The sequence below is a fragment of the Photobacterium indicum genome (genome assembly GCF_003026215.1).
Lineage (GTDB): Bacteria > Pseudomonadota > Gammaproteobacteria > Enterobacterales > Vibrionaceae > Photobacterium > Photobacterium indicum.
On record NZ_PYOC01000010.1, the window covers coordinates 83,171 to 103,724 of the forward strand.

The 20,554-nt window shown below is 38.1% G+C and carries 18 protein-coding genes; 7 read left to right on the forward strand and 11 right to left on the reverse strand.

Annotated elements, in window-relative coordinates; translation table 11 throughout:
* Positions 1-50 precede the first annotated feature (50 nt).
* From C9J47_RS20910 to C9J47_RS20930, 5 genes are all read right to left on the reverse strand, one after another.
* The gene (locus C9J47_RS20910; RefSeq protein WP_245903565.1) at positions 51-1,592 is read right to left on the reverse strand and encodes an EAL domain-containing protein; all 1,542 of its coding nucleotides are present in this window, start codon (positions 1,590-1,592) and stop codon (positions 51-53) included.
* Positions 1,593-2,578: 986 nt separating this feature from the next.
* Positions 2,579-3,493 (reverse strand): cation diffusion facilitator family transporter, encoded by a 915-nt coding sequence (locus C9J47_RS20915; protein WP_107255236.1) that lies wholly within the window; start codon positions 3,491-3,493, stop codon positions 2,579-2,581.
* A 216-nt stretch (positions 3,494-3,709) separates the two neighbouring features.
* The gene (trxC, locus tag C9J47_RS20920; RefSeq protein WP_107255237.1) at positions 3,710-4,192 is read right to left on the reverse strand and encodes a thioredoxin TrxC; all 483 of its coding nucleotides are present in this window, start codon (positions 4,190-4,192) and stop codon (positions 3,710-3,712) included.
* Between the two features lie 309 nt (positions 4,193-4,501).
* A complete protein-coding gene (locus tag C9J47_RS20925) occupies positions 4,502-4,957 on the reverse strand; it encodes a hypothetical protein (RefSeq protein ID WP_107255238.1) in 456 nt (151 codons plus the stop codon).
* 298 nt (positions 4,958-5,255) lie between these two features.
* Positions 5,256-5,942, reverse strand: coding sequence for a VC0807 family protein (locus C9J47_RS20930; RefSeq protein WP_006229656.1), 687 nt, complete (start codon positions 5,940-5,942; stop codon positions 5,256-5,258).
* Positions 5,943-6,251: 309 nt separating this feature from the next.
* Here C9J47_RS20930 and C9J47_RS20935 point away from each other — a divergent pair, with 309 nt between their 5' ends.
* Both C9J47_RS20935 and C9J47_RS20940 read left to right on the forward strand, forming a co-directional pair.
* A complete protein-coding gene (locus tag C9J47_RS20935) occupies positions 6,252-7,589 on the forward strand; it encodes an MATE family efflux transporter (RefSeq protein ID WP_107255239.1) in 1,338 nt (445 codons plus the stop codon).
* Positions 7,590-7,794: 205 nt separating this feature from the next.
* Positions 7,795-9,201, forward strand: a complete 1,407-nt coding sequence (locus tag C9J47_RS20940) for an amidohydrolase (RefSeq protein ID WP_107255240.1) — start codon at positions 7,795-7,797, stop codon at positions 9,199-9,201.
* Between the two features lie 94 nt (positions 9,202-9,295).
* Here the strand turns inward: C9J47_RS20940 and C9J47_RS20945 are convergent, their stop codons facing one another.
* Both C9J47_RS20945 and C9J47_RS20950 read right to left on the reverse strand, forming a co-directional pair.
* Entirely contained in the window at positions 9,296-10,135 is an 840-nt protein-coding gene (locus C9J47_RS20945; RefSeq protein WP_107255241.1) for an isopenicillin N synthase family dioxygenase, read from the reverse strand.
* Positions 10,136-10,530: 395 nt separating this feature from the next.
* Entirely contained in the window at positions 10,531-10,833 is a 303-nt protein-coding gene (locus C9J47_RS20950; RefSeq protein ID WP_107255242.1) for a hypothetical protein, read from the reverse strand.
* A 223-nt stretch (positions 10,834-11,056) separates the two neighbouring features.
* On the opposite strand from C9J47_RS20950, the gene ltaE reads away from it, so the two are divergent.
* Complete coding sequence (gene ltaE / locus C9J47_RS20955) at positions 11,057-12,061, forward strand: low-specificity L-threonine aldolase (protein WP_211321782.1); 1,005 nt, start codon at positions 11,057-11,059, stop codon at positions 12,059-12,061.
* A gap of 38 nt (positions 12,062-12,099) precedes the next feature.
* Here ltaE and C9J47_RS20960 read toward each other — a convergent pair whose 3' ends face one another.
* Positions 12,100-12,747 carry a hypothetical protein gene (locus C9J47_RS20960; RefSeq protein WP_107255244.1) on the reverse strand — a complete coding sequence of 216 codons (648 nt, stop codon included), beginning with the start codon at positions 12,745-12,747 and terminating at the stop codon, positions 12,100-12,102.
* A gap of 263 nt (positions 12,748-13,010) precedes the next feature.
* Entirely contained in the window at positions 13,011-14,441 is a 1,431-nt protein-coding gene (nhaD, locus tag C9J47_RS20965; protein WP_107255245.1) for a sodium:proton antiporter NhaD, read from the reverse strand.
* A gap of 248 nt (positions 14,442-14,689) precedes the next feature.
* Here nhaD and C9J47_RS20970 point away from each other — a divergent pair, with 248 nt between their 5' ends.
* The 3 genes from C9J47_RS20970 to C9J47_RS20980 all read left to right on the forward strand — a co-directional run bounded on the left by C9J47_RS20970 (position 14,690) and on the right by C9J47_RS20980 (position 17,559).
* Positions 14,690-15,148: a hypothetical protein gene (locus C9J47_RS20970; RefSeq protein ID WP_107255246.1), complete on the forward strand. Its 459-nt coding sequence runs from the start codon at positions 14,690-14,692 to the stop codon at positions 15,146-15,148.
* Positions 15,149-15,237: 89 nt separating this feature from the next.
* On the forward strand, positions 15,238-16,437 hold the full coding sequence (locus C9J47_RS20975; protein ID WP_107255247.1) for a D-alanyl-D-alanine carboxypeptidase family protein: 1,200 nt from the start codon (positions 15,238-15,240) through the stop codon (positions 16,435-16,437).
* A 525-nt stretch (positions 16,438-16,962) separates the two neighbouring features.
* On the forward strand, positions 16,963-17,559 hold the full coding sequence (locus tag C9J47_RS20980; RefSeq protein WP_107255248.1) for a protein-tyrosine phosphatase family protein: 597 nt from the start codon (positions 16,963-16,965) through the stop codon (positions 17,557-17,559).
* A gap of 21 nt (positions 17,560-17,580) precedes the next feature.
* On the opposite strand, the gene sgrR is transcribed toward C9J47_RS20980, so the two are convergent.
* Positions 17,581-19,281: an HTH-type transcriptional regulator SgrR gene (gene sgrR / locus C9J47_RS20985; RefSeq protein WP_107255249.1), complete on the reverse strand. Its 1,701-nt coding sequence runs from the start codon at positions 19,279-19,281 to the stop codon at positions 17,581-17,583.
* A gap of 93 nt (positions 19,282-19,374) precedes the next feature.
* On the opposite strand from sgrR, the gene sgrT reads away from it, so the two are divergent.
* Positions 19,375-19,527, forward strand: a complete 153-nt coding sequence (gene sgrT, locus C9J47_RS27470) for a glucose uptake inhibitor SgrT (protein ID WP_342749878.1) — start codon at positions 19,375-19,377, stop codon at positions 19,525-19,527.
* 216 nt (positions 19,528-19,743) lie between these two features.
* Here sgrT and C9J47_RS20990 read toward each other — a convergent pair whose 3' ends face one another.
* Positions 19,744-20,391, reverse strand: coding sequence for a coiled-coil domain-containing protein (locus tag C9J47_RS20990; RefSeq protein WP_107255250.1), 648 nt, complete (start codon positions 20,389-20,391; stop codon positions 19,744-19,746).
* Between the last annotated feature and the right edge of the window lie 163 nt (positions 20,392-20,554).

The following is a 20,554-nucleotide window of genomic DNA, read 5'->3' on the forward strand; positions in this document are numbered from 1 at the left end:
GGCGAGCATAATGCTCGCCTCAAATGTAACGGTATATTAATAGCTACGCCTTACCCAACACGTAGTATCTCTTCCTCTGCTAAAGGGAGGTGCGAGGCAATCCCTTTACAGAAATAAGCAAAATCGCGAAATACCATCGGTCGCCCAAAGTAGTAACCTTGTTGTAAATACACACCTTGTTCAGCTAAATATTCAGACTGCTCTTTTGTTTCAACACCTTCGGCAATCATTTCCATTCCGGCTTGTTTACCAAATGCAATAATCGAATCCAATAGAGATAATTTGATATCTGATGTGCCTATGTTTTCAACAAACATTTTATCAATTTTAAGACTTCTAATATTTAGCTCTTGTATATAACTGAACCCACCATAACCCGTACCAGCATCATCCAACTTCACATCAATACCCTTATCTCTTAGGTATTCGATGACATCAGATGCCATTGTTAAGTTGTTAAACGGCTTACGCTCGGTCACTTCAAAAGCTAACTGTGTCGCCTCTAATTTGGAGGATCTTAATAAATCGAGTGAACGATCAATAATTTCAATACTTTCTAATTGTTCAGGTACCACATTAATACTAATAATCTGCTTTGTGTTTTGCCAATTCAGCTTACCAATTTCATCAACTGCTTTTTTAATTAATTGTTCTGTTATGGGTAATATTTGACCACTTTTTTCTACATATGGAATGAATTCCATGGGGGAAATCAATTCTTGCCCCGGTCGTTTCCAACGAGCAAGCATTTCGCAACCATACAATGATTGGCTCGTTACATTCACAATAGGTTGATAGTAAGGAACAAACTCTTTATTGACTAAACCTTGCTCAACCATTGAATGTAGTGACATTCTTCGTCGATCAAATAGTCGGTGCATCGCAATAAATAGAACACCAATAGCCCCCCCAAATAAAAATAAAGGCAACCATAATGCTTCTTTATATTTTGCTAATAATTCAGGTTTTACAAAAGTATCAATACGAAGGTTATTCGCAAATTCAGAGCTCATTAATGGCTTTACTTCTAATAAAGAAGCGTCACCACGCCAAAACGATGTTGCCGGATGATCAGTTGAAGTTATTGAACTTAGTACGCAATTATCACAATATTTATTTTTCAATATATCGGAAATCAACGGTTCCATATGGACCAGCATTGAGCCTCGTTTATCTTTCCATTCTACAACCAACAGGTTTTCCTTATCACCTAATTCAGAGGTTACCCACAAAGAAAGATTTGCACTCAGCTGATCAATTAATGGTAACAGTTTACTTTCTGCACTTGCCCCTTTAAAGCTTGTACACTGCTCGCCATCATTTGTTGTTAATGTAACACGGCGAATAAAGTAATCATCGTAAACAACTTGTTGAATTTTATTTTCATCTAAAGCTTTACAATTAAATTGAAAATTATCAGAAATGTCTTTCATCATTGGATGATAATTATCAATTCGAAGCATATATGTATTAAGAAGATCTTTAGAATCAGAGCTGATTACATAGGAAAGTTGTACACGAGAAAAGAAGCTTGCAGATAACGAGAAAAGAAAAGCTAACCCTATCACGAGAGAGAGTGATAAAAATTCCATTCTACATTTTTTAAACCAATCATCCTTTTTAACACCTTTAACTCTCAACTTACAACTAACACACATAGCTCTTGAACCTTCGTAATCATGCCTTACTTAGCAAAGCACCATCGTCTCAATAACTTGTTAACGAATAACTATTGAGTTCAATCATAATAATTGACTCACTTTATTCACTCCTGCATTGAGAAACAAGCGATTAATTTAATATGATAACGATATAGATCACGACTTTGACAATAAAATTTTCATCGAAAATAAAGTCACAAGAATTGATGGTAACTATCTGATAAATATCAAAGTTAAAGGATTCTATACAGGAATAACATAAGGGAATGCAGTGAACTTATTGACGATGGATCATGCGAGAGAGGAATAGAAAGCGCTTAGAACAGCGCCTTATCTTTTAAAGAGCATCACGAGAGCGATCAATCCCTTTAGTACACTTTTTTTCTTTTACTATGATGAAGGCAGCACCGATAATAAAGGCTAAAACTAAAATGATTTCCATACATTACCTGATAAGGTCGCAGTTATAAGTTACTAACATGGCTGTTAGTTAATTATCTTTACTTTGCCTCAAAGTAATTTGTAACAAAATGTTTTAAAGAGGCATGAGAAAGATACTCCATTTTATTGTTCTTTGCACGGAAAAACATCAATTTAAACCCACAAAATTTAACATTACAACACACCCATTAAATCAATTCACATTCGAAACGCACTCATTTAATCTATATCATATTGAATACAAATATAATTATAGCTTAAGATCTATTATTTGTTAGAAGAATTGGTATTGAAATGATTTGTACGCTTGCATCTTCTCACTGAACAAATAAGCATAACATTTGATTTTTACACCCAAGCAGTAAGAAACGAAACACTCTGTAACTTACTGTTACATAAACTATCATGCTAAAAAATACGGCTTTCGCCGTATTTAAAATATTCATCAATGCGTGGATAATCGTTTAACTCAATTATCACAACCAGCGCTCTTGACCTGTAAAACTGACTGATAACCATGTTTCGCCCAAATCATCTGATAACTCATCCCAGATGATCTGACGTATATGGTCTTGCCGCTTTGTCGTCCATAATGAGTCATCTTTCACTAAGATATTAATCTCAAGGTCATATTGACGACCCGTCTTAGCAAGGTGGTGCGTATATCCATCAAAACGGTATGCTTTTGAGAGCCTTTCTATTGTACGATCTACATGACGTTGTGCTTTGTTTTGTGGTGCGACTAATAGCACCTCTTTTAAGTTACGACGTAACACTTTAATCGGTAATATTGAAGCAGCGATAGAAAGAGTTGAAACCAAAATCGGATCGATATAAGCGTTCCAGCGGGTATACCCCATAGAATCGAATATGAGCACTAAAATAAAACCCACTAAAATTGCTGCACTCAATATTCCGTCAACTAGCCATTCTTGAGAGTCAACTTTAACTAACTCTGAATCAACACTTTTCGCGATAGATGTTTCAACAAAATAAATACCAAAACAGCAGATTGTTGAAAGCACCGCATATATCAATGCATGTTCTAAGACGATTTCATGCCCACCATCAATAATGGTGTTTACACCACTTATAAATGCAAATAAACAAGTAATTAAGATAAGTAAGCCATTAATTACATTAATAAGTGGCTCTATATGGGCATAGCCAAATTGAAATTGTTTGTCATCAGGTTTTGTTACTAGAAATGCAGTATAAAGACTTAGCCCTGTCATCCCCATACTTAAAAGTGAAAACATACCATCGAGTAAAATGGCGTTTGAATCAACATAAAGTCCGTAGCCAATACCTAAGCTTGCCACTAAAATAGTGCCAGCTAAAGATAACTTTAATGCCATTCGCTCTTTACTAATTTTACGACTAATCGTCATAAATTCCTCCAGCTAACTATCTTCATTGATTAAAAGAATAGTTGTTGTTCATAGTGTTACCCCACAGTAACACTAATCTTGCTTGTTAGTAAAATGTAACTGAATGTGGCGCTTATACTATTTAAGCGTTAGAGATATCATCTTTTTAACGTTGTGGGCTTTCATTATCTAACGCGATTGAACATTTAGCCAATCGGACATTTTGACTGTGAGCGATTACGACTGTAGGACATCGTCTAGCCATAGGCAGAACTCTTTCTTTTTTAACCCCGTATTCAATACTGCTTGCTGCCTACCCTTTTTAAACACCATAACGGTAGGTACACCGCGAACTCTATACTTCGTCGCAATTGCTTTATTTTGTACACTATTAACACGCAAGAAACGTTGTTGTGACTGACGTTCAGAGGCTACTTTTTCAAAGATTGGTTTAAATGTATTACACGGCGAACAATTAGGCCCCCAAAATGCGACAACGACAGGTTTTGGGCTTAAAACCAATTTATCAAAATTTTGCGTATTGGCCTCAACGGGTTTTCCATCAAGTAACGGTTTTCGGCAGTATTCACAAGAGACCGTATTAGACAGTGATTGCGGTGAGATCGCATTAGCTTTATTACAATGTGGGCAATCAACAGTGATTAACTTCATTTCTACTTCCATTGCACTCGCCATCGCTGGGTATAAGTGCTTATTCATTTTATAATGCCTATACCCAAGTTACCTCAAGATGCTCGTTTCAGCGAGAATTTGTTGGGCTCTAGGCAAGGCACTTATTTATAGACCTAGTCGTTCTACGTTGAAAATAAGTAACACCGCATAGAGTCCAACAAAACTCGCCCTTCGGGAGTGATTCAGCGTATCTACTTCTGTGTCAAATGTCTTTGAAAGGGAATGCCATTCCTACACACATTTTCCTTGAATTAAATACGCTGAGATCACTCTGAATCCTGCACCTTGAGGTAGCTTGGGTATACAATACTGACCTTGTACAATCGCATCAAGTCTTTACTCCTCCAACCTCTGAAGTTCTATTCGCTCAAGGTCATTGAAGAAGGTAAGCAGTTTTGCTCGGCTAACATTGTATTTAAAATTATTGCTCTCACAAACGTCGACAGAATAATCTTGGGTTTTATGGTTTTTGGTTTTGTCGTATACACATGTCGCTAACTGCTCACATGCCATATATCTTTCTGTTCGAAGTAAAGCCCAATGATTAGAGAAATCCTTTAAAGCAAAATTAAGCTGGTTATAATTTTCTGTCGTTATTTCTGGCTTTAATACCACCAATTCACGTTGCCTTTCATTGATAAATTGATCAAAGGAAACGGAAAGGTTGGAGACAGAATGGCTATTACATTCCTCTTTTATAAACTGACTCTGTTGGCTTAAAAGATTACTGTTATGGGGTTGAGAGCTGCAAGCAACCAGAAAAAATGAGAATAAAAAAGAATATGCTTTCATAACACACCACAAAAAGTTAAGAGCATCCAATGCCAAACCAAGCTGATTCAATAAGTATCGACGATTTCTACTAAAAAGTATGATTTCCCTTAATAATTCTTACTTATGGGGCAGTTCTTTTAAATATAGAATCATTCGCTATTCATCATAATTAGCTGGTATTTAACACGTTATTACCCTCCCCTGCTAATAGGTAACGCTTTTTTCACCTTCGATTTAAGCTTCAATTTACTCACAAAAAAACCGGAACCTTTCGATTCCGGTAATCTTGTTTAAACTCTAGGGCGTGTAGTTTCTACTATTTTGTATTGAATATTTGTTCTGTTTCAAGCTGCGTCATTTGACGGATCTGACGCCAAACAAAATAGAAGATCCCCATCATCATCAACATTGATGGAATAGCAATCACGGGATAACTCATCAATGTTAAACGACCTAACTCTTCATTAAAGCCAGCTGTACCTGCAGGACTAGTGACAATAACGGTTGCAAGTATGTAATTCATTACTGATGAAAAAACAAATGTGCTCGCAAACAAGTAGTTTGATTGCATTAAACAGCGATCAAACTTTGCTTGCTGATTAGTTTCAGCAAGACGTTCTTTAATGGTTGGTAAATTAAGTACTTTCTCATTTAACAATAACTTACTCACCACTGGGTATTTCGTAAAAGTTGAAATGAACACACCAAGACCAATTAGGCCAGGGATGAATGCTTCTTTAATCGCTAGCCACTTGGTATCAAGCTCTAGCAGTCCGATCCCACCCGTTAATAACACGCTAACGAAGCCAAGTAACGAAATGAAATTGAATTTCTTATACCTAATGAGTTCATAACCACCAAATATAATCGGAAATGCTAATGCAACAACCAGTGCACCTACAGAACCAAGGTATTCATCACCACTCAACTTCATCAAAACCACAGAGGGAATGATAATGTTAAAGATTAAATCACTAAATGGGTTTGCTTTTTTTTCAGCCATAATCTCTTTCAAACGTTACTTAAACATTAATTCTTGCCCATTGTTCCGCTATTTTTACGCGCTGTAAAGAAGAAGAGCGTTACAAAGCATGAAGCACCTCTTTAAACGAGTCATAAAATGAAGCAAAACACAGCATGAATATTAGTCGATACCTAAGGTCTGTTGCTCTTTTAAGCATTATAGTTGTAAAAATTAAAACGTGATAACTACTCGACTAAAAGGTCTTTTTCAATAAAAACAATCGACATTTTTAGTCACATTCACTACCGTACTCAAGAATTTCAATTCGGCTCAACATAGAAGTACTTTATGTCAATAACAGCATCTAATAACTCGCAACCATTATCACTTCGCGATGCATCCATTTTTAGTTTGTTTTGGCGTTATACCTTGCCAACCATCGCCGCAATGCTTGTTACAGGCATTTATGTTGCCATTGATGGGATGTTTGTTGGGCATTTTATTGGTGAACAAGGGCTAGCGGCTATTATGCTTGGCTACCCTATTGGTTCAACGCTTTATGCCGTTGGTGCAATGATTGGTATGGGGGCGTCAGCGCTTGTATCTATAAAGTTAGGACAAAATGATACCGCCCAAGCACGAAAAATCGTTGGGAATACGCTCATTCTCAGCATTTTAGCTTCAGCGTTACTCAGTGTTATCGGTCTGTTGTATGGCCGAGATATTCTACTTTGGGTCGGTGCCGAAGGTCAGATTTTAGAAATGGCGTCTGATTACCTCTTCTGGTATTTCTTGATGGGATCATTTGCCGTTATCTCTATGGCGTTTTCATCACTTTTGCGAAACGACGGCCAACCCAAGCGTGTCACGTATATCATGATATTCGGTGGTATATTAAACATCGTTTTAGATTGGCTGCTTATCGTTGTTTTCCCTTACGCTTTAACGGGTGCAGCTATTGCGACTATGCTCTCTCAAGCAGCAACTTGCTTACTTTGCTTGCAACATTTCTTTAGCGATAAAAGCACACTACGTATTGGCTGGGATAGCATTCGCTTAAAACTTGATACCGTTATTCAGATTTTACAATTGGGTACTTCAAGCTTATTAATGTACTTATACTTATCGGTTGTACTGGTTCTGCACAATAAAGCATTTCTATGGGTTGGTGACGCAATTCATGTTGCTGCTTATGGCATCGTTAGCTATACGGAAGCTTTCTTCTATTTGATTTTTGAAGGCATTGCACTCGGCATTCAACCCATCACCAGTTACAACACTGGTGCAGGGCTTCATGATCGTGTTATTCAAGCTCGCAATATCGCATTTGGCGTAACGCTACTTATTGCGGTAATTGGTCTCTTGGTTATTTATGGTTTATCCGATTGGGTGGTCTACCTATTTGCTGGAGATAACCCTACGCTTAAACCTGAAGCGATTAATGGTATGTACCGTTATTTCTGGGGATTGCCAATGGAAGGGTTATTACTCGTAGGTGCGACGTACTTCCAATCAATCAACAAAGCGAAAGAAGCATCGATACTCACTGGCGGTAAGCTAATCTTCATTTCAGTTTTTATCTTTGTACTCGCTAAATATTTTGGTGTAAATGGTGTTTGGGTTGCCTTGCCTATTTGCAGCGCAATACTGACGAGTTGGATGATTTACGCGTTAAAGAAGCAGTAAAAATAAGTGTCGACATTACGAACAATATACCGAAGCAATCGTTTCGCTGTTCGTAATATCGGCAAAATCTTGCGTAGAACTGAATTAGGCGCAACAAAAACATGATGCTGTTCACGTTTTGTTAGTAAGCTACAAAATACTAATTTTCAACGACAACTGAATGCGTATTATCAGCGTCATCTTTGTCGACTCCGAGTAGTTATCGATGTTCAAAAAAACACTTATTGCTGTATCACTGGCAGCTACAACCCTTGCTAGCACATCTGCTTTGGCTCTAGAAAAAGTAGATTTATTAATTAAAAATGCAACTGTACTAACCATGAACGAAGACAGAACTGTTTTTGAACAAGGCCTTGTTGCAGTTAAAGGTAATAAAATCGTTGCGGTAACGAATGGTAAAGATGTAGAAGATTATCAAGCAAAAAGAACGATTGATGCTGATGGCGATATCGTAATGCCAGGGCTAATTAATACTCACACCCACGTTTCTATGACGGTATTTCGCTCGCTAGCCGATGATGTGCCAGATCGTCTACACCGTTATATATTCCCATTAGAAAAGAAGTTAGTGTCGCGTAATATGGTACGCATTGGTGCACAATTGGGTAACGTTGAAATGGTAAAAGGTGGCGTAACCACATACGCTGACATGTACTATTTTGAAGATGAAGTAGCAAAAACTGTCGATAAAATTGGCATGCGCGCTATCTTAGGTGAATCCGTCATTAAATTCCCTGTAGCTGATGCGGCAAATGCTGAGGAAGGCATTCAATATGCGCTCAATTTTATTGAAGAGTATAAAGACCACCCTCGTATTACACCGGCTTTTGCCCCTCACGCACCTTATACAAATACCACTGAAATACTTCAAAAAATAACAAAGCTATCATTAGAACATGATGTACCTGTAATGATTCATTTAGCTGAATCTGATCGTGAAAATGAAGTTATAGCAGAACGCAGTGGTGGTAAATCACCTGTTGCTTACATGGCTGACATTGGCGCTTTAACACCTAACCTTATTGGTGCGCATGTAATCAATGTCGACGACAGTGACATTGCTTTACTCAAAAAGCACGATGTAGGTGTTGCACATAATATGAGTGCAAATATCAAATCAGCGAAAGGTGTTGCACCCGTCATTAAAATGCAAGAGCAAGGTATTCGTGTTGGTTTAGGTACTGATGGCCCTATGTCTGGTAACACATTAAGCACGATTGATGAATTCAACCAAGTAGCAAAGGTGCATAAATTGGTTAATCATGATCGCGCAGCCATGCCACCACTTAACGTTATTGAAATGGCGACAATTGGTGCAGCCCGTGCATTGCATATGGAAGACACCATTGGATCTCTTGAAAATGGCAAGCTTGCAGATATTATCGTCATTGATACTAAAGCACCTAATATGGTTCCTGTTTACAACCCATATTCTGCTTTAGTTTACTCTGCGTATGCGACTAACGTAAAACACACTATCGTAGACGGTAAAGTGTTAATGGAAAATCGTAATATGCTGACTATTGATGAAACAGCGATTCGTAAAGAAGCATTAGAATTTGCCGACAAAGTACGTAAAACAGTTGTAGAAAGCGGTGAAGTGGTTCAGTAACCCTCTTACTCACTCTGACAACAAATGGTCATAGAGTAATAACGATAATAAAAAAGAGCCTTCTGGCTCTTTTTATTATATAACGCACAAGAACTTAGATAACACCTAGCTCACGTAAACGTTCCATCAAGTATTCATTCGCGGTATAGCGCTCAGATAAAATGACTTCTGGTTTAGGGTGAAGGAACAAAGGCAAAGAAATACGTGATTTCGTTTTATCTGCACCATCTGGATTCACAACACGGTGTGTTGTAGACGGGAAGTAACCACCAGAAGCTTCTTGCAGCATGTCACCGATGTTGATGATCAAATTACCAAAATCACAAGGTACATCCAACCAATCGCCTTCTTTAGATTTAACCTGAAGACCAGGCTCATTTGCAGCAGGCAAGATAGTTAATAAGTTGATATCTTCATGCGCGCCAGCACGAATTGCACCCAACTCTTCATCCCCTTTTAACGGTGGATAATGAAGCACACGCAATAACGTTTGAGAGCTATCTTCAACCATACTTGAAAGAGGCTGATAATATTTATTAGCTACATCTTCTGGAGAATGTTTTTCTACCCAAGACAATAGCTCACCAGCAAGTTTATTCGCTTCATCGTAATAGTTTTGTAGCTCTTCTTTTAACGCTTCGGGGCACTGACCCCAAGGATAGTAATGGAAATATTCCTTTATATCTTTTTGGGTATGACCTTTTGCCGTTTCAGAAATTTCGGAAGGGAAGAAACCATCTTGAGTTTCTACATTGAAACGAAAACCATCTTTGTTTTCACTAGCGAAAAAGTTATACCAATTTTCATAAATAGCACTAACAAGTTTCTGTTGAATCGGGTGGTTTTTCAACACACCAAATCCAGTATTTCGTAAAGACTCAACAAAAAGCTCTTCGGCGTTATCTGCCGTATAATCTACCGCTTCCAATTTCATAGTATGTTCTTTCTTTGGCTGACTTTATAGGTATATGTGTACACTTTATCTACAACAAATGGTACACAACTTTTTAATTAAATGAATTCTATTGGCTAACAAGCAGACTAACAAGATCACGCTGGTAAGAATTTAGGAAACAGTCTGTTTACATCAGGAAACAAGTGCACCTGAAAGCCAATCGTTTGCTTAATAGCTTCATTACAAAAATGAATAAACATTAAATATTACAAATCATCACGTTAAATACTTTTTAGACGAAACGAATGCCTTTCATACCGCTCATCTGTCAATAACATGAAAAAACCCTACATAATGCGTAGGGCACGGTAGTAAATAGCCATAGAATTACATCAACATAACAATTAAAAAAATAATATAGAATGCCTTAACACTTACAGATCTCGCATTAAGATTTCAAACTCTTCTTCAGCTTGCTCGATCAACTGTGATAGCTCTCGAGCATCGGCATTTGATAGCTCTAAATACCAGTTAACATCATCACAACTCACACTATTTCGACAAACCAGCTCTGTTTTTTCACCCGTAGAGCTAAACAACAGTTGAGCAAATTCTGCCTGCATCTTGTCATTTTCATCTTGAATACTGACTTCTAGCACTCCAGTGGGAATGACACGTATATTGGCATGACGGGCTCTGCTATCAAGTAAAATGAATTCTCGATATTCAGCTAACATATTCCTCTCTCCAAGTTGAGTTATACCTAACCTATCAAGGTATCTTAAGTGTAGTGAAAATCAGGCATGTTCAATAAATATTCACAATAAATACACATATATTCCTCACAAAAATGGACTGCAATTACACTGTAAGACAAAGAATTTAAGATTTTTATGCAGTAGCAAAATTCTATATTTGAGTGATATAGTCAGAAGAATATAAAAGGAAGTAAATATTATGATTGATTTTCGCTCAGACACAGTGACACGCCCATCAGCCTCAATGCTGGAAACAATGATGAAAGCCCCTGTAGGCGATGATGTATATGGTGATGACCCTACAGTAAATGATTTGGAACAGTGGACAGCGGAACGCCACGGCTTTGAAGCAGCAATTTTTTGTAGTTCAGGCACGCAAGCAAACTTATTGGGTTTAATGGCACATTGTGAACGTGGTGATGAGTACCTTTGCGGTCAGCAAGCGCACAATTATAAGTTTGAAGGTGGTGGTGCAGCAGTATTAGGTTCTATTCAACCACAACCTATCGAAAATGAAAAAGACGGTTCAATTTCTATTGATAAGCTGAAAGCTGCCATTAAGCCAATAGACCCTCACTTTGCGCGTACTACCCTACTCAGCCTTGAAAATACCATTAATGGTAAAGTACTGCCGTTATCATATTTGAAAGAAGCACGTGAATTTGTCAATCTGCACGGCTTAAAATTGCATTTAGATGGCGCTCGCGTATATAACGCATCGGTAGCATTAGAAGTAGACATCAAAGAGGTCTCACAATACTTCGATTCAATGACAATCTGTTTATCAAAAGGGTTAGGAGCACCGATTGGGTCATTGCTACTAGGCAGCCATGAGTTAATAGCCAAAGCACATCGTTGGAGAAAAGTATTGGGTGGCGGTATGCGCCAAGCTGGTATTTTAGCGGCAGCAGGAAAAATAGCCCTTACAGAAAATGTTACTCGTTTAGCTGATGATCATGCCAACGCCCGTTATCTTGCAGAAGAATTAGCAAAGGTTAACGGTTTTTCAGTTAACCTTGAACATGTTCAAACGAATATGCTTTTTGCTAAGGTTGACTCAACTATCAATCAACAGCAGTTAGTTGATAACTTAAAAGAGCAAGGTATCTTATTTAGCGCGGGGAACCCTATGCGTTTAGTCACTCATTTAGATATAAGCCGAGCAGACATCGATACCTTTATAACGGCGTTAAAGCGCGCTTTATAATGCAAGAATAAGCTAAGGAAAGGAGTGAGCATTGCGTTCTAAAATCGGTATGCAATGTTCACATTTGATAAAGCATGACGTGCTTTTACTTCATCATCAATTCGTGTCGGCACCACAAGCCTTAATCCCAATTCCCATTGATGATAATTCACCACCGTACCCACATGTGAATTAAAACCAAAGCCAGAACTTGAAAAGTCTGTTTTATCTCCATTTATACTCTTTACATCGCCATCTGAATATAAATAGTTAACACCTGCTCCAACCTCTACTCGCCAGCTTCGACATGATTCACACAGTTTTTTATGACCCCACTGATAAAATAATACGGGTGTTAAAGATGCGGAATAACCTTCAAGTTCACCATCAACAAAGTCACTGCTTTTATCATCATAATCTAACTTGAAATAACGAGCATTTATTTCAGTGTGGTATCCCCAGCGCGTTTCATCATTAAAATAATAAGGAGATTGAATCAGAGTAATTAATGGTGATATTGAAGATGTCGATTTAAATTTCACATCATGGAGTGTATTACCATCTGAAACCTCGACACTTCCAGCCCCACTTGCTATACCAAGCTTAAACGTTGGCATACGAAATAGTGTCTCAAGGTCCATTGCAGCAAAAGACTGTAACGGGCTCAGTAGAATCGTACCAACACATAACAATTCCATTTTTTTCATATGCGATTCCTTCTGCATCAAAAGCTTGCGGTAACATTCAAATTTGAAATTAACCAGTTGATACCGACCAATTAATAAAAATTAATACCTTTACTATCTTAGTACTAGAACATGACATACAAGAAAACAAAAATCCCTAATCAATTATCGCCTTAGTGCGAAAAAGTGATAGACAACCCAAATTTACCAGTGGTAACAATTAAAAAAAGCTGGATCAAATGACCCAGCTATTCGATGTTAAACACTCGAATACAAACGAGGTATTACGTAAATAACGCACCATTAATCATAAGGTGCGCAACAATACTGAGCACATACCCTATTGCGATAACAGGCATCCATTTTAAATGGCCAAAAAAGGTGTATTTACCATGAGCAGCGCCCATTAAGGCCACGCCAGCCGCCGAACCAATTGACAGTAAACTTCCCCCCACACCAGCGGTTAACGTAACAAGCAACCAATTACCTATCGACATATCAGGCATCATGGTTAACACCGCAAACATAACGGGAATGTTATCAACAATGGCAGACAGAATACCAACAACAATATTCGCCCAAATTGGATTCCATTCTGAATACATAACCTCAGATACTGACCCTAAATACCCTAATAAGCTTAAGCCACCAACACACATTACGACGCCATAGAAAAACAGTAATGTATCCCACTCGGCATGAGAAACACGCTTAAATACATCAAAAGGAACCACCGAACCTAATCGCTTAAGTGCAGCGTCATCATGCACTTCTAACGCATGTGCTTTTTTCTTTGCCAGCGATCTTGATAACGTTTTACGCAGGAAAAAGCCAAAGAACTGAAGATAAGCCAATCCCATCATCATGCCGATAACGGGTGGAAAATGCAGTACACCGTGAAATGCAACAGCCGTTGCAATAGTTAATAGGAATAAAAATACAATACGGCGCGCACCACGTTTCAATTCGACATGTTCACTTAATGCGTCAGGTTGAATTTTAGGCACGAAGAAAGACATAATTAATGCTGGAACAACGTAGTTCACTACCGAAGGAATAAACAACGCTAAAAACTCATTAAAAGACACCAACCCAGCTTGCCAAACCATTAAAGTTGTAATATCACCAAATGGGCTAAACGCACCACCAGCATTAGCGGCTACAACAATATTAATACACGCAAGGTTAATAAACTTAGTATTGGTTCCACCGACTTTCATTACTACGGCACACATCAACAGTGCTGTCGTTAAATTATCTGCTATCGGTGAAATAAAGAAAGAGAGGATACCTGTAAGCCAAAATAAAGTGCGAAGATTAAATCCTTTACTCACCATCCAAGCCTGTAATGCATCGAATAATCGGCGTTCCTCCATTGCGCTGATATACGTCATTGCCACTAAAAGGAACAACAGTAATTCTGAGTATTCAAGTAAGTTATGCTCTAACGCTGCTTTTGCAACATCAATTTGCCCTTGCTGCTGAAATACATAACCAATCAATATCCAAATTAAGCCTGCAGCAAGTAAAACAGGCTTTGATTTACGTAATTGTAAATACTCTTCCCCCATCACCAAACAATAAGCCAAACCAAAAATAACCAGTGAAGCGTAACCAATTGTTGATTGTGTTAAATCGATAGAAGAGTCAACCGCAAATGCCGGAGATGCAAAAACTATCCCTAAAATGATAAATATAAAAGCTCGGATTTTCATATCTGCTCTCAACTCCCTGAGAAATAATAACTGGCTAAATTCTACATAAATACACATTTCATTAACGTGAAGTAAACCTGCAAGCTGCAAAACCCTTACACACTCAATTTCATCAAATACGCCAATCCTGTATAATTCTTGTACACATCTACAATAGATCTACCCTTATGGCTTAACTATTTGCCAAAATTTGAACCAAACTATTTATCAGTAAGAGTAATTAAATGCCGTAGAAGAAGGACAGGTTTATGACAGAAATAAGCTATTGGTTAGATGGGATTAAAATTTGGTTCCAACCAAATCAAAGTCAAAATATTGAAATACTTATCGATCATGTAAACCTAGTACCTAGCACTCTTTTCGAAAATGTTGCTTCAGATATGAATAGTGAGGCTCTTGCTTACTGGTTTGACGCTTGCCAGCGTTTAAGCCTCTATTACCAAGATCAAGGTGACCCAGACAAAGCATTCTCATATCTACAATTTGCGTATGCCAAGTTACAAGGAATGATATGTCACCCTTCACACAGTGATGACATCAAACGTTGGAGCCTAAAAAAAATAGAACGAATGATCGTTGTAATGATGGAGTTTTGCCAAATACAGCAACAAAGTAAATGGCAGCAAGAAAGTATTCAACTCATTAATCTACACGTTATTTTTATGGAGGGGCAAAACAATTTAAATCTTGTCTATCGTAATGATTAAATCAGTTTCGTAAATTTATCTTACAGTTCGCAAGTTTTTACTAAGCTAGAAGTAGCACTAATTAATTGCTACTTAAGGAAAATAGAGCAATGATAAAAACGACTATTTTAAAACATCTCTCTCTATTTACTCTTTGCACTATGATCAGCCTGCCGTTCTCGGCAAGCGCTGATGTTTTACCTTCACCTCCCGTTATTGATGCAAAAGCTTGGCTATTAATGAGCTATGAATCTGGCCAAGTCATCGCAAGTTTTAAAGAGAACGAACCATTAGCCCCTGCCAGCTTAACCAAAATAATGACGTCGTACGTGGTGGGTAAAGAAATAAACGCAGGGCATATCAATAATGATGATCTTGTGATCATCAGTGAGAATGCTTGGGGTAAAAAATTTCCTGGTTCTTCTAAGATGTTTTTAAACATTGGCGATAATGTGACTGTCGACCAACTCAATAAAGGCGTAATTATTTCATCAGGTAATGATGCTACCGTCGCGTTAGCTGAACATGTTGCAGGTCACCAAGCGGCTTTTATTGAAATGATGAATCGTCAGGCTGAAGTCATCGGTATGCAAAATACCTATTTCACTAACCCACATGGTTTAGATGCTGACGAACAATTCACAACCGCCTATGACATGGCGATTTTAACCAGAGCACTAATCAAAGATTTACCAGTGATGTACGGACTATTTAAAGAAAAATCATTCACCTTTCAGGATATAAAACAAGGAAATAGAAACGGACTTCTATGGGATACCACATTAAATGTAGACGGCGTAAAAACAGGGCATACATCGAAAGCAGGCTATAGCTTAGTATCATCAGCAGAACAAAGCGGCCAACGGTTTATTGCCGTCGTAATGGGCACTAAAAGTACGGGCACAAGGCGTTCAGAAAGTAAAAAGTTACTGACTTGGGGGTTTCGTTTCTATCAAGATCTTACCCCTACATTTGATGGTAAAGAGCTAGAGCCAGTAAAAGTATGGTATGGATCGCCGTCAAAAGTGTCGGTTGAATTAGGTGATGGTGGCGTAATCACCGTTCCTCGCCGACAACGTAAAAACCTTGAACATAAAGTGTTTTATAATAGTAACCTTGAAGCACCCATTTCTAAAGGTGCACAAGTAGGTAAAATTGAATGGTACTTAGATGAAGAAATACTCATCGTTCAACCTATTCTTGCGCTAGAAGATGTTGTAGAAGCACCTTGGTATGGCGCAGCCGTTGACACAGTATGGCGACCAATTAGCCAATGGTTTTCAACCCAAAACTGGGAACCAAAAAAATAACCTAACGCCAATGTACATATCAACTGACTTAAAATAACTAATGCCACCCACTTTCATTAACCTGCTGGGTGGCATATCAATAACTTAATTGGTTGTTCTTACAGTTATTTCTTAATCGTCAAACTCTAAGTCTATATCGTCGAATTCAGCCCAGTCATCAAAATCTGAGCCCTTAAAATTAGAGTCTAATTCTTTCCATATATTAGGGTCATCATCAAACATAATATTTCCTCATTAATACTGAATATGGCTTATTGCTGGAGTAAAACAACAAGTGCAACAGACTTAACAGCTGAGTTTGCGAGATACACAGCAACTGAATGTCATGTTCAATATTGTTATAAGCATAAAAAGTGACGGTCCCATGAATGAAAAGTGGCAGTTTGATGACACGTGAATTATGTATGAAATATCGCCAAACAGAATCTTCGTAATAAAACTGTCTTATTTCAATGTAACTATTGCCCGCAAGAAAAGAGCAATACATCACTCTTTATTTACACCTAAAAGTACAAAGGAAATATCATGTCACGATTACACCCGATATGGTCAATTACAGCTGGGCGTTCACAAGCAAAAATTGGTTTAACGCCCTGCCCTGGCACTAAAGACGCCGACGTTATTGAATCATTAATAGAGTTTAGACGTTGGGGAACCTCAGCCATTCTTTCGTTATTGCCTAAAGAAGAAGTGGCAAAACTGAATACAAGAGAAATTGAGTCTCATGCAAAACAAGCTGGGATGGTTTGGTTTCATTTACCATTACCAGACAATGACTCACAGCTAGAACTAGTACAAAATCACTTTGAGGAACGCTGGCTGGCAATCATACCTTCAATTCATCAACTGTTAGATGATAACAAATCGGTAATTATTCACTGCCGACGCGGCTCCTCTCAGACAGGCTTGGTTGCAATACGCCTACAATTAGAACGAGGTATCACATTCGCGAAGGCGACTGAAGAAGTAATTTCAGTACGACCAAGTGCACTGGAGCCACAAGCACATCTGGCATATATCAATTATTTACACGAAAACCTTTCACAAAATATCTCAAAGGGTATTTTACAAAAGGCCTCGCAAGATATTTCATCTTGCGGCACAAACAAGCTAATAGCCTAGATACATTACGATTAAAGGCTATTATTCATCAAGCTCTGGTCGCATCCATACGGATTTAAAATCGAACCACCCCATCGAATTGGATGTCATTCCTTGGATAATCCCCGAGTTATCAACACCTAGCCAGTTATGGAACAAAGGAAGTATTTGCCCGCTGTGGACGAGCTTTGTCCCTATTTGCTGGGCTGGAAATTCACCATTTTTATCTGCTCGCCATGCCATTATATCCCGCTCAATTGTATCAAATTCTTCTTTTGGCATTACACGCGATATATGATCGAAATTATAAATCCAAGGTAGAATTGCATCATTACGGTAATTGCTCAGGCTCATACCACCCAACCAAAGATCAATCTTATCGGTATGCTTACCCAATAAAATATCCGTTGATGTTTGTTCGATAACTTTCAGCTTTAAACCATCTTCAGCAAATAACGCTCTTATTGTTTCAGCTACATGTGGATAAACAGGATGCTCTTGAGGATAAGCAAGCGTTACCGTGCGTTTCGTTGGTGCCGATTCAACAACAGGTGCAGATAATACGTGCATCCACCCTGGCAGTAAGCCATAAGCGTTGTTTAATCTAAAATCACCAATTTTATCTTGATCAAGTAACCGTAAAATATTAATGGGTGCCAAGCGAGATTGAAAATATTCTGCCCACTCACGGTTATTTGCCAAGCCGCAATTACGGTTAAACAGTAAATAATTACACCCTTCGTCTAACTTTAGGCGTGAAGATACATTGGTAAAATCGAAGGTGTTTGCATCCGTTGTCGGTTTTAGGTAGCAAGCGGTAAAATTAGATAAAATCCAGATATCAACCATGTCTATCAACGCCCGAAGCCCAAAATACTGATCAAAAGCTTCTAACTTAAGGCGTTGTTTATCATTCATAGCCACTTTATAAGGGCCGGTACCAACAGGATAAAGTTTATAATCTGGGCGTTGTAAAGCGTCGGCAGGCTGAATCATTGCAAGTATATTCGAGAGTAAATCGGCTAAACGAAAGTCATCTTTACTCAGGTGAATATCAATCACATTAAGAAACGGTGAATCTATCCCTTTTATATGCTTGAAAAGCCGATGTGTCTTCACTTGCTCAAGCGTTGAGATAATATCTTTGCTTTCCAGAAGCTTACCATCATGAAATCGAACCGCTGGACGTATATAAAAGCGCCAATGCCTAGGGGTTAAAGCCTCCCAGTGATGGGCTAAATCCCCTTCGACTTCCTCTTTTTCCTCATTAATGCGCGTCAGTCCATTAAAAATCTGACGAACAAGATGCTGTTCAGACCGTCGTAATGGGAAAATCGGGTTAATATTATTGAATGGGCGATAGTAAGGAAGACGGACAATCTGCTTACCCTTTTGAGTTGTAACACCCAATTGCTCTTGAATTAAAAGTACGAGTTTTTCAGCATTATGATCTAATGCAGCCAAAGCAGGTTCTAACTTCCCTTCTGCGACAAGTTTTCTCGCATGTAGCACCTGTAACTCATTGTCACTGCTATGAAAGGTTAATCGTGACTTTTTCCCACGTCCTACTGCTGGTTCCCAATCAATCCAGCCGTTCTCAACCATTTTATTCATGACCATACGAACATTACGTCGAGTACAAAAAAGAACTTCAGCTATTACCTGTAAGTTCGTTTCACTATCCTCACCAGAGAAGTGATTGTACAAACGTTGAAATTGCAGCTTGAGGCGTTGACCTGTCATAAAAGGGGAACCTTCTTTATGGTTTTCTTCTGTTTTAACTTTCCTATTTTAACGCAAAAATAGACTCGAATAAAAACCATTAGGACATTAATTATGAAAAGTTTTTTTTGGAAGTTTTTCATGAACAGTAAAAAGTTCGATCGCAAGTATTTACCAAAACAAGAACACCGTTTGGCGATACTTAGTTCAGTATGCCAATGGAATATTGATAAAATGGACGCTAAAGAATACCAGTCACACTTCTAGTGAATAACAATACACAGTAACGCTTTCCCCCCAAAAGATGTTGCTCCTGAGTGATTATTGTTAACTCTCGTCTTTCAGCCAGCCCTTGTGGCTGGCTATTTCTATTCAATGCTAAAAGTAAAGCGCCTTTAACTCAGTTAATTTGAGTAAAAGACGCTTTAGATATGTTGTAATGATGATTAATCAATAAGCTCAAATAACGGTAGCGCCATTAAGTTATACTTTTTCTTTTATTAATTCATCACAAACAGCTTGAAGTCGAATAATCTCTTCATTTTGCTGTTGTTCTGTACTCTGAACATGATTAAGTGACTCAGTTAGGGTATTAATCTGTACTTGTAATGCACTGTTAACCCCTTCAAGTTCTTTTCCATGTGTTAACGAATCACTTAATTCACTACTAAGCTGCAGCACTTTTTTTGCACTTTCTTCAAATTCTGCTTTTTGCTTTCGAGCATTACGTTGCGCAGCTTGCTTTGCTTTTACCGCTTTATCTAACTCTGCTTCATGCGCTTCAAATTGACGTCTATTATCGATAATTTTCTTTTCTAAGATCTTAATTGATTCTTGATAAATCGCTTCTTCACTACTGACTTGCAGCTTCTCTGTTTCATACTGTTTAACTAATTTAGCTTCAGCCTGAGTACCTAACCCCATCACAACACGCCATGCATCAAACATTGTATTGTGAGCGTGATTCATTGCATCAAACGGAAATATTAATCCGCTTTTAGGTGCCATACTTTTTTCAGCCATAGCAACCTCAAACTCTTTCAGCACAGAAAGAGTATTATGGTAGCTACCCAGAAATGGATTATTTGATGATAAATTTGTAAATGACTGGTCTTTCAATTCTGCATCCATGTAAGAATTCCCTAATAAAATAACTGGCAATATCAATAATATTCCTAACAACTAAAATACGTAATTACATTGCATAAAAATAGAGCTAACACAGCGTATTCTGCATAAAACATAAAAATAACGCTCTGCAGCACGCCATCAGACATATTATGCAACTAATACC